This window comes from Mangrovibacterium sp., assembly GCF_059905295.1.
Map to the genome: position 1 here is coordinate 1 of NZ_JBZQJF010000213.1, position 11,494 is coordinate 11,494.

10 protein-coding genes are annotated in these 11,494 nt (G+C 40.6%); 7 read left to right on the top strand and 3 right to left on the bottom strand.

The annotated features are described in order from the left end of the window. Both AC37HE_RS11165 and AC37HE_RS11170 read right to left on the bottom strand, forming a co-directional pair. A partial coding sequence (locus AC37HE_RS11165; protein ID WP_500782923.1) for a DUF6807 family protein occupies window positions 1-597 on the bottom strand: 597 nt, incomplete at its 3' end. A gap of 171 nt (window positions 598-768) precedes the next feature. Then, window positions 769-2,757: a peptidase U32 family protein gene (locus AC37HE_RS11170; RefSeq protein WP_500782924.1), complete on the bottom strand. Its 1,989-nt coding sequence runs from the start codon at window positions 2,755-2,757 to the stop codon at window positions 769-771. 251 nt (window positions 2,758-3,008) lie between these two features. Between AC37HE_RS11170 and AC37HE_RS11175 the strand changes: the two genes are divergently transcribed. After that, the gene (locus AC37HE_RS11175) at window positions 3,009-3,428 is read left to right on the top strand and encodes a secondary thiamine-phosphate synthase enzyme YjbQ (RefSeq protein ID WP_500782925.1); all 420 of its coding nucleotides are present in this window, start codon (window positions 3,009-3,011) and stop codon (window positions 3,426-3,428) included. 93 nt (window positions 3,429-3,521) lie between these two features. Here the strand turns inward: AC37HE_RS11175 and AC37HE_RS11180 are convergent, their stop codons facing one another. After that, complete coding sequence (locus AC37HE_RS11180) at window positions 3,522-4,385, bottom strand: AraC family transcriptional regulator (protein ID WP_500782926.1); 864 nt, start codon at window positions 4,383-4,385, stop codon at window positions 3,522-3,524. Between the two features lie 123 nt (window positions 4,386-4,508). On the opposite strand from AC37HE_RS11180, the gene AC37HE_RS11185 reads away from it, so the two are divergent. From AC37HE_RS11185 to AC37HE_RS11210, 6 genes are all read left to right on the top strand, one after another. Further along, window positions 4,509-5,534, top strand: a complete 1,026-nt coding sequence (locus tag AC37HE_RS11185; RefSeq protein WP_500782927.1) for an L-rhamnose/proton symporter RhaT — start codon at window positions 4,509-4,511, stop codon at window positions 5,532-5,534. Window positions 5,535-5,574: 40 nt separating this feature from the next. After that, window positions 5,575-5,889 (top strand): L-rhamnose mutarotase, encoded by a 315-nt coding sequence (gene rhaM, locus AC37HE_RS11190; RefSeq protein WP_500782928.1) that lies wholly within the window; start codon window positions 5,575-5,577, stop codon window positions 5,887-5,889. Window positions 5,890-5,945: 56 nt separating this feature from the next. Then, window positions 5,946-7,211: an L-rhamnose isomerase gene (locus AC37HE_RS11195; RefSeq protein ID WP_500782929.1), complete on the top strand. Its 1,266-nt coding sequence runs from the start codon at window positions 5,946-5,948 to the stop codon at window positions 7,209-7,211. A 95-nt stretch (window positions 7,212-7,306) separates the two neighbouring features. Then, on the top strand, window positions 7,307-8,659 hold the full coding sequence (locus AC37HE_RS11200; RefSeq protein WP_500782930.1) for an FGGY-family carbohydrate kinase: 1,353 nt from the start codon (window positions 7,307-7,309) through the stop codon (window positions 8,657-8,659). A gap of 32 nt (window positions 8,660-8,691) precedes the next feature. Further along, window positions 8,692-9,846 (top strand): iron-containing alcohol dehydrogenase, encoded by a 1,155-nt coding sequence (locus tag AC37HE_RS11205; RefSeq protein ID WP_500782931.1) that lies wholly within the window; start codon window positions 8,692-8,694, stop codon window positions 9,844-9,846. A gap of 25 nt (window positions 9,847-9,871) precedes the next feature. Next, complete coding sequence (locus AC37HE_RS11210; protein WP_500782932.1) at window positions 9,872-11,167, top strand: class II aldolase/adducin family protein; 1,296 nt, start codon at window positions 9,872-9,874, stop codon at window positions 11,165-11,167. The last annotated feature ends 327 nt before the right edge of the window (window positions 11,168-11,494 follow it).

Genomic DNA, 11,494 nt, shown 5'->3' on the forward strand with positions numbered 1-11,494 from the left:
CGGGAGTTTAATGCGGGCCGAAAATCCACCGTACCCTTTTTCATTGTTCGAGCCGCCCAGTTTAAAATTATCAACCAAAGGCACTAAGCGGATTTTGAAATGGATAATGCGGTAATTCCCTTTTTGCTGATGGAAAGTATAGCTTGTTGTTTCTTTTAAATAGCCTTCGGTGCCGTCCTTATAAAGAGGCGATTTCCAGAAAGACGTGGTTGTAAGCATTCCATCGCCGTTTTTTGTCCGCTGAAATTCGATGCTTTTAACATCAACGCTGAAATTTTTCAAATCCCAACCATCACTAATTTGTTGATCTCCAATTAAAATTTGGTGCCATGCCCAAAAAATTCCCCGGTGGTGCGGGTGGTCGTCCGGAACATTTTCAGTAATTGTAGTACCATCGGGCAACATAACAGGGTGCAGAAAGTTATTTCGCTTCTCAGCTGTATTAATGGTCATGGGGTCTTTCTGGTAAAATGCAATATTTTTCCCATCGTCGGTAATCCAAATACCTCCTAATTCTTTCTTGATGCTAATTTGCCCTGAAACTTGGGAGAGAGAGAATAAAAATATTATGATAGTGGTTAGGAGTGTTTTATTCATCTTGGTTTGGTCGTTATTTGGTTTGTATTCGATCTAAGTCATTCTCTTCGCCTTGTATAATGCAAGCTAAGCTCGAGTCGCAGCAAAGATCTTAGGTTTCGCGTGGTTCTAATATAGAAAATGAATAGCAGATTATATAAAATTTGATGATTTTATTCGAAAAAATGCGTATTACTGTAATCCTTTCTTAAAATTAAATACAGTTGACGGTTGAATTGGTTGACCGGAACGATAGCTTAGAAATACTTTTTTAATGAGCTTGGGGTTTGGCTTTTGGTGTTTCAAATCGAACATGAACCGATTAAAACCAGTCTCGAGTAATTTCTTCTTGTATTGAAAGAGGTTTACCGGGCGATCAGGAATCACAATCGTTATTCCATCTTGGGTTTGCTTTTGATAGGTCTTGTTGAACTCGTCTTTAAAGGTGTTATTATCACCTTCAACTTTCACGGGCATTCGCGAATAAAACAACTCGGGAATGCTGTGCAAAAGCACAATTCCTTGTTTATTTTGAAGGTTGCTTAAATTTTCAAAATCATTTTCAATCGAATAGCAAAAGTGATTGATTTGTTGGTTCGCCAGGAATTTAGACGCGGCATCATTAAATACGTAAACTTGTTCATTACAGCTTACCCGACTTGATTTTGACAGCAGTAACTTTTGTGACAGGTGGCTTATGAAAAATTGGCTAATCCCTGCTGATTCGGCTTTTTCAATTCGTGTTTTCCATTGGTGTAAGTTTCCTTCAGCAATAAATTTGGGCAATTCAATGGCAATCTTGGCCACATTCTTTTGAATGAAATTCTGGTCGAAATTCAATTGTTCCAATTGGTGGCGGCCCAACGATAAAATAATGCATTCAACTTCTTCAGCACGAATAAACTGAAACCAACCTGTGTCATCGATCCGTACAAAAAGACTTTCTTTGGTCGACTGTTTTCCGTGGATAACTTGTTGTTGCAACAGTTTGCTCTTTTGCTGAAAGCTTAGTTTAACTTGCGGAGCAGGAACTTTTGGCAGTCGGGAAGGAAAGGACTGCTCGCGTCGCCCGATCAGATAAACTTCGTCTCCCGCACTAACAGTCTCTTTGCCATCGTAAGAAATGCTGTAACGACCATTTTCCTCCCACAAATCTTCTGCTTTTAGGTTGAAAGTTTGGTTCGTTTGTGCATTTCGCACTCTGAACCGATCGTTGTTTTTTAGCTCTTGTGTACTGAAAAAAGTGATTTCTTTTTTATTGACACGTGTGATCTGCCCAATAAACAGGCCGGTATTTGAATTATCTGTAATAGCATCAGAAACATTTTGAGCCAGAAAATAGCCGGTTTTTTCACGTCCAAAATCCATCTGCAACATGGTTTCTGCCTCGTCTTTTCGTTCCGGATGATCCAATGCTAACCGATAGGCTGATGCCACCTGGAAAACGTAATCAGCCGACTTCATTCTTCCTTCAACCTTCAGAGAGCTTACGCCGTATTCGCACAGCTTATCGAGGTTTTCTAATTGTTGGTTGTCCTTCAGGTTAAACAGGTGTTTTTTCTCTTGCTCATCCTTGTAGACCATCCGGCAGGGCTGGCTGCACATGCCTCGGTTTGCACCTCTACCACCAATATAGCTACTGAAAAAGCATTGTCCGGAGAAAGAATAGCATAACGCTCCGTGAATGAAAATTTCCAGCTCACAGGCCGGGTTAATGGCTATACTTTCTACTTCGGTAAATGTTAGTTCGCGTGCTAAAACAACCCGTTTAATGCCTAGTTGAGCAGCATAAGTAACTCCAGTAGAGTTGTGTGTTCCCATTTGAGTACTCGCATGTACAATCAACTTCGGAAAGTATTGGCGGGCGAGGGAAAAAACACCCCAGTCCTGAACAATAATGGCATCAGCTCCAACTTTCTCAAGGTATGCCATGAAATCGAGTAACCTGGGCAGCTCCTTATTTTTAATGACGGTGTTTAGTGTAATGTAGACTTTTGCACCATGCTTATGTGCTTCCTGCAAAATAGCCGGTAGTTGGTCTTCGCTGAAGTTATTGGCCCGTACGCGGGCATTAAATTGTTTTAGACCCAGATAAACAGCATCGGCACCACCACGAATGGCAGCTCTGAAAGAATCGACACTTCCGGCAGGAACCAATAATTCAGCTTTGTGTTTTTGCATGGTTAAAAGTTTGTGCAAAAGTAGCAAAACAGACCAATAATCGTTCACTTCGCTTATATGCGTATTCCCCGGTGTCCTGCTTGCTTTGCTCGATTCTTTTATTGGTATTAAAGATCATGTTTTATTGGGGAAACAAAACAATTTATTTTGCTATCTTAAGGTCGCTTGAACGATGGTTTTGTGACAAGCAGAAATTACAAAATGAATAATAACTCTATCAAATAAATTGTTAAACTAAAAACCGAAAGTTTATGATACAGCAGAAAGAAATTAAATTACCTGCATTCCGGCGTGGATATCATTTAGTTACTGATAAAATTGAAGCAGAGTTGGCTGATATTCCCGATTTTCCGAAGGCTGGTTTGTTGCACATTTTGGTAAAACACACTTCAGCAGGTATTACCTTGAATGAGAATGTAGATCCTTCGGTACGACGTGATTTTGAATCTATTTTAAACATTATGGTTCCGGAGAATAATAAGGTTTACACGCATACTTCGGAGGGTGGAGACGATATGCCAGCCCACATAAAAACTTCTGTTATAGGAGCTGAACTCTCCATCCCGATTACAGATGGTAAATTGAATCTGGGCACCTGGCAAGGAATTTATCTTTGCGAATTCCGAGATCATGGAGGCCCTCGTAAGCTGTTTTTAACGGTTTATTCTTAGATAATAAGTGGGCATTGTCTATTGTGCTGTTCGCGCATAGACTGGAATTAAATATTGAAGGGGAAAATCCGGTGAAATGGTGTTTCCCCTTTCTTATTTTCGTAGCTCACTGGGACAGATGCCGGTTTTGTTCTTGAAAATACGACTGAAATAGTGAATCGATTGAAAACCAAGTTCAAAACTAATTTCTTTAACACTCTTATCGGTTGATAGCAGCATCTCTTTGGCTCGCATAATTTTCAATTCCAGGTAATATTGGTGTGGCGCAACTCCTGTGTAGCTTTTAAACATCTTCCGAAAATACGAATAGCCAATATGATATTGATCGGCAAGTTGTTTCAAATCGATATTCCCATCAACTGCTGCTCTCATTTTAAAGCGTACTTCTTCAATAATATGAGCAATTCTTTTCCCGGTGAATTCTTTCTGCATTTCAAAAGACAGAAGGTAGCCTAATAACTTTATAATCATCCCTGATGCAATTTGCTGGTATCCTGGTTTTTCGTCCCGGGCTAAATCGAAGATCTTGAGGTAAGTGTCCAAAACCTCTTCGTGCATACCAATTTGAATAACCGGTAATTCTGCCGAAAAGAGCGGGTGTGTTAAAAACTGGGAAGCAATAGCACCGTTAAAACCGATGTAATGCTCCTTCCAGCCAGTGCGAAGCAGCGGCCTGTAGCGGTGCCAAACATTGGGCGAAATCAGCAAGATACTCCCCGGTTTAATTTGATATTTGCCCGATTTTGTTTCCAAAATTCCCTTCCCTTCAGTGATGTAGTTTATTTGGTACTCATTGAGCAAACGACCCTGTTCCCAGTTGAAAAAATAACCGGAAGGGTGGTGAGGGGCGGGATAGATTCTATTCGGTTGAATTAGAGAAGATCCGGCAACATTCAGGTAAATTCCCCATTCCTTATCGCGCTCCCCCGGCGTTAGATATTTGAAAAAGTCGTTCATGATTATTTAGTGCCAAAAAGTACAAATAATTTGCCAATTTATGCATTGATTATGGCGGAAAGTCCCCTTACTTTTGACATCCGATTAATCTAATGTAATTATAAAACTAAAACTTACAAGCTTATGAATTCATTTGCCGCAATTGGCATGATCGCTATCGGGAGCCTCGGTGCATCGAGCTTCTATGTTCCTTTTAAAAAGGTAAAAAGTTGGAGCTGGGAATCTTACTGGCTTTCTCAGGGAGTAGCTGCCTGGATCCTTATTCCTTGGATTGTAGCCTTTTTTACCTTGCCTGACGGAAAGATGATGGACATCATCCACGCCGCACCAATGTCATCAAAACTATTAGCTGTCTTTTTCGGAGCACTTTGGGGTATCGGAGGTCTGACTTTCGGTCTAAGTATCCGTTTCCTGGGTGTTGCCCTTGGACAAAGTATTGCTTTAGGTTTTTGTGCTGCGTTTGGTACATTGATTCCGCCAATCGTTGCAGGACAGAATCTTTTTGCATCAAGTGCCGGTTTATTGATTGTAGCAGGTGTTGCTATCTGTCTGGCTGGTATCGCAATTATCGGTTATGCCGGTGCGCTTAAAAATAAAGGACTTTCGGATGAAGAACGAAAAGCTGCAGTGAAAGAATTCGCCTTGAAAAAAGGTTTGATCATCGCCGTATTGGCCGGTGTGATGAGTGCAGCCATGAGCTATGGTTACGAAGTTGGTAAGCCAATTGATGCGGCGGCATTGGAAGCTGGTGTAAATCCGCTGTACCAAAGTAACCTGACCCTGGCATTTGTGCTATTAGGTGGTTTCATCACAAACTTCATTTATTGCTTCTACCTGAATATTAAAAATGGTACAATTAAAGACTATACTTCTGTATCCGGAGGTGTGTTCTTAAACAATATCTTCTTTACATTCTTAGCAGGATTTTTATGGTTCTTGCAATTCCACTTTTACGGAATGGGTAAAAGCCAATTAGCTCCGAGTATCGCAGTATTCGCATGGAGTATTCTGATGGCTTTGAACATCTCTTTCAGTAATATCTGGGGAATCCTGTTGAATGAATGGAAAGGTGCATCAACCAAGACGATGGTTGTTTTGGTTATCGGTATCATCGTATTGATCCTATCGACATTCGTTGTAAACTTTTAACTAAACCTAACACATTACCACACTACTAATCACTTAAATTATGGATCGCTTAGCATTTAAAATGTACCTCAATGAGGGACAAAAAGAAGAATATCGAAAACGCCATAATGAAATTTGGCCAGAGTTGAAAAAACTATTGAAAGACGCAGGAGTTAGTGAATACTCGATCTTTCTGGATGAAGAAACCAATATCCTGTTTGCTTTTCAAAAAGTAAGCGGAGACGGTGGTTCTCAGGATTTGGGACAAACAGAAATTGTCCAAAAATGGTGGGCTTTTATGGCGGATGTCATGAAAACAAATCCGGACAATTCTCCGGTAAGTATTCCTCTGGAAGAAGTCTTTTATATGGAATAGTTTTCAGGAAACAGATTAAGTAATTTATCACATAATAACCAATAAAAATTGAAGATATGAGTAAGACTGAATTAGTCAAAAAAGCTTATGAATTAGCAAAAGAACAATACGCTGCACTAGGTGTAGATACTGATGCAGCATTGGCAAAAATGGGCGAATTGGCCATTTCATTGCACTGCTGGCAAACTGACGACGTATCAGGTACTGAGAATCCTGATGGTCAATTGTCTGGTGGTATCCAAGCTACCGGTAACTACCCTGGAAAAGCGCGTAATATCGCTGAGATCACTGCTGACCTGGAAAAAGTAATGGGTTTGCTTCCTGGTAAGCAACGTGTAAACGTACATGCTTTGTATGGCGATTTTTCTGAAGGAATGGTTGATCGTGATGCCCTTACAGTTAAGCAATTCCAGGACTGGATCGATTGGTGTAAGAAGATGGGAATCGGTATGGACTTCAATGGTACATTCTTTTCTCACCCTAAAGCCGACGATGGTTTTACTTTATCATCAAAAGATGAAGAAATCCGTAAGTTTTGGGTAGAACACCTGAAACGTTCTCGCGAAATCGCTAACGAAATTGGTAAGCAACTGGGATCTCCTTGTGTATTGAATACCTGGATTCCTGATGGATCAAAAGATACACCTGTTGACCGTAACGGCATGCGTGCTCAATTAACAAAATCTTTGGATGAAGGTTTTGCTACTGAGTATCCTAAAGAAAACATGAAAGATGCTGTTGAAAGTAAAGTATTCGGTATCGGAGCTGAGTCAATGACTGTAGGTTCTCACGACTACTACCTGGGCTATGCTATTAAGAATAACAAACTAATTTGTTTGGACAATGGTCACTTCCACCCAACAGAAGTTGTTGGTGATAAGATTTCTTCTTGTCTTCAGTTTGTTGACGAAGTATTGTTGCACGTAACTCGTCCTATCCGTTGGGACTCTGACCACGTTGTAACATTGAACGAAGAAGTTCAGTTGATCGCTTCTGAAATTGTACGTAACGATTTCATGGGCCGCGTAAATGTAGGTTTAGACTTCTTCGATGCTTCAATCAACCGTATTGGTGCTTATGTAGTAGGTACACGTGCCGCTCAAAAAGCATTCATGATTGCGATGTTGGAGCCAACTAAAAAGTTGATTGAAATGGAAGAAGCTGGACAAAACTTCGAACGTCTGGCTATGATGGAAGAATTGAAAACAATGCCTTTCGCAGCTGTTTGGGATTACTACTGTATGCAGGAAGGTGTTCCTGTAGGAACTGACTATATCGCTGAAATTCAGCAATACGAAAAGGAAGTTTTAAGTAAAAGATAATTACATGTTTTAAAAATTACCGGTCCTTTTGGGGATCGGTAATTTTCATTTTGCTACTAATAAAAAAATCAAGGCAGAGGCCTGCAAACTAAACCATGAAAGAAGTTATTGCCGTATTCGATATCGGAAAAACCAATAAGAAAGTATTACTTTTCGACGAGAGCTTGAAACTGGTTTTTCAACAAGAACAAAAATTCCCGGTTATCGCAGACGAAGATGGATTTGAATGTGATGACATTGACCGGATCACCGACTGGATCAAATCAGAATTAAAAAATGTAGTTGAAGCTGGAGAGTACGATTTAAAAGCGGTAAACTTTTCAACGTATGGAGCTTCACTCATGTTTTTGGATGGTGAAGGAAACCGTTTGACTCCGGTTTATAATTATTTGAAGGAAGTACCTGCAAGTATTTCTGAAGATTTATTTGCAAACTATGGTGGCAAAGATGAGTTTTGCCGTCGTACCGCAAGCCCGGCGTTGGGCTTGTTACTGAATTCCGGAATTCAGATGCTGTGGTTAAAACAGGAAAAACCGGACGTATTTGCGAAATCTGCATCAATCATGCACTTCCCGCAATACTTATCTTATACTTTGAATGGAAAAGTAGTTTCTGAGCCTACATCAATCGGGTGCCACACTTTTATGTGGGATTACGATAATATGGCTTATCATCCCTGGATTGAGGATCAAAAAATTGAATTACCACAACCGGTAACCAACGACGTTGTTTTCGAAAGTGAAATTGGCGGAAAAAATGTGTTGGTGGGAACCGGTATTCACGATAGTTCTTCTTCTCTAGTTCCTTATTTGAAAGGAAGTGAAGAACCCTTTATTTTAGTTTCGACAGGCACCTGGTGTATTACCATGAATCCGTTTAACAGTGAGCCATTAACGGCAAATCAGCTGGAACAGGATTGCCTTTGCTTTTTGAGCCCGGATAAACAACAAGTGAAATCATCGCGTTTGTTTATGGGACATTTCCACGAAGTGTGGGCTGAAAAGTTAGCTACACACTTCAAAACTGAAGGCTCATACTTCAAGTATGTGAAATGTGACGAAAGTCTGTTGGCTCAACAAAAAGAACGTTTCGGGTCGACCTCCGTTTTCTTCCCGAACGGGAAAGAGAGTTTCGAGGAAGGTTTGAAAACAGTGGATTTGGGCATTTTTGCAAGCTACGAAGAAGCTTATACAAAACTGATGGTTGATTTGACAGCCTTGAATATTACAGCGATAAACCTGGTAATTCCACAAAACGATACAACCAGCAAACTGTTTATTTCCGGTGGTTTTGCACGCAACCCGATCTATATTCACTTGTTGAAGGAATATTTCACGCAAAAAGAAATTATTACATCCGAAATTGACAATGCCAGTGCATTGGGGGCAGCTTTAGTTGTTGCCGATGTGGTTGGCTTTAAGCCGGAAATCAAATTGGCTTTAGATTAAAATACACTATATATCAACAAATTTAACAACAAATGGAAACTGCAAAACGCATTTATTTACCTCCTTTGAGCCTGGTTGGCCCAAATGCTCTGCAAGAGCTGAAAGAGGATCTGAAAAATAGTTCTTACAAACAAGTTTTATTTGTTACCGACCCTGTTTTGGTACAAATTGGTTTGGCTTCAAAAGTTGAAGAAATTCTGAAAGAAGCAGGTTTGAACTACTTGGTTTTCGATCAGGTAAAACAAAATCCGACTGTAACAAATGTTAACGATGGCTTAAAGGTTTATCAAGATAACAATTGTGATGCAATTATAACTTTGGGCGGTGGTTCACCACAGGATTGCGGTAAAGCAATTGCTATTCTGGCTACAAATGGTGGCAACATCGAGGACTATGAAGGAATTAACATCTCGGCCAAAAAATCAGCTCCCTTGATTGCGATTAACACAACAGCAGGTACTGCCAGTGAAATCACAATTAACTATGTGATCACCGATGAAAAACGTCAGGTGAAAATGGTAATGGTTGATAAAAACTGTTTGGTTGACATCGCCGTTAACGATCCAGTGTTGATGGTTAATATGCCTAAAGGTCTGACTGCTGCAACAGGAATGGATGCTTTGACTCACGCTGTTGAAGCTTATGTTACTGCCGGAGCTTTCGATTGGTCTGACACTTTAGCATTAAAAGCAATTAAACTAATCGGTGAAAGTTTGCGCGATGCGGTAGCTGATGGTACAAACATGGAAGCCCGTAACAAAATGGCTTGGGGCCAGTTTATTGCCGGACAAGCTTTTTCAAACTGTGGCTTAGGTTACGTACACTCTATGGCTCACCAATTGGGTGCTGTTTACGATTTACCTCACGGTGTTTGTAACGCAGTGCTTTTACCTTACGTTGAAGAGTTTAACGCTCCTGTTTGCGGTGATAAGTTCCGTGATGTTGCTGAAGCATTAGGGGTAGATACAACCGGTATGTCAACAGAGGAAGCAAATAAAGCAGCAATCGATGCCATCAAGAAACTTTCAACTGATGTTGGTATTCCTGCTGGTTTAAAAGAATTAGGTGCAAAATCGGAAGATTTCGAGATGATGGCGAAGAAAGCATTGGCCGATGTTTGTGCCGGAGGAAATCCTCGTCCTGTAAATCTGGAAGAAACTGTGAAGATTTTCGAAGCAGCTTATTAATATTCCTAAATAAATTTAGTTAGAAATGAGAAAATTAGACACCAAATTGATGCATCCGCGTGATCAGATCACGATGATCATTGATAAGATTTACCGCAGTGGTTTAACAACCACTTCAGGTGGTAACATTTCAATTATCGATGAAAACGGAGACATCTGGGTAACTCCTTCTGCAATCGACAAAGGAACGTTACGTGCATCTGACATCATTTGTGTGCGTAAAGACGGAACAATTGAAGGTCGTCACAAACCATCTTCAGAGTTCCCTTTCCACAAAGCAATTTATGAGTGCCGCCCTGAAATTAAAGCGGTTATTCACGCTCACCCGCCAGCATTGGTTTCATTGAGTATTGTACGTCAGATTCCGAATACCAACATTATCCCTCAGGCAAAACATGTATGTGGTGATATTGGTTATGCTGATTACGCATTGCCGGGTAGTCAGGAGTTGGGTGATGTAATTGCCGAAGAATTCAAAAAAGGATTCAACGCTGTAATCATGGAAAACCATGGTACTGTAGTTGGTGGTACCGACATGATTGATACTTACCAACGTTTTGAAACACTGGAATTCTGCTGTCGCACCATTATTTATGGTAGCCAAATAGGTAAACCAAACTATTTGACTGATGCGCAGATTGAAGAATTTGAGGCGCAGATTCCTCACTTGTTGCCAGAAATGGAAACAGTTGAATATACGTCAGATGAACGTGCAATTCGTGAAGATATTCGCAAGATTGTTCACCGTGCATGCGATCAGGGTTTGATGATTAGTTCTTACGGAACTGTTTCAGTTCGTTGGAAAGGCGACGACTTCCTGATCACTCCTCCTCAGGTTTCTCGCTGGGACATGCAAAACGAAGATATCGTACAAATCAAGGATGGAAAACGTGAACCTGGAAAAATTCCGAGTCGTTCAACTTGGTTGCACCAGGAAATTTACAGACGTAATCCTGAAATCAACTCCATCATTTTAACACAAACACCATACCTGATGGCTTACAGTGTTACTGATGAGAAGTTTGATGTACGTACAATTCCGGAAAGCTGGATCTTCCTGCAAGATATTCCAAATATGCCATTTGGTTCACACTTTGCAGGTGAGGAAGCTATCTTAAATACGATCTCAAAAGATACACCAGCCGTTCTTGTTAACAACGATTCAGTCATTGTAACAGGTGATAAACTTCTCGGAACTTTCGATAAACTGGAAGTAGCTGAGTTTAGCGCGAAATCACTTGTTATGGGAGCTTCATTAGGTAAGCTGATTCCAATTAATGATGAACAAGTTGAAGATCTACGTAAAAAATTCTTAAGCTAGAAAGCTTAGAAAAATAGGGTTAGATTAATGCACAAAGCAGGTCCTCATATTTTGAAGACCTGCTTTTTCTGTGAAAGTCTTTTTCAAGATGCGTTGAAGAGGATCGATTCTGCTCCAATAAATTTCCGCTAGCCCTACCAGGCGGGTTTTCATCTTTGGCTTGCCCCAAAGACGAAACAGAAAACGCAAGGCTGATTTTTATCTTCAGGTATCAGCTCCTGAAAGCTAAGTTCAGCCGGGTGATCTCTATTCCGGCAGCTGCCGGATCGGAGCTTCCCGGCTTCACTAAGCTTCCGGTTCGCTTCCTACTCTCGATAAAAAGTAGGC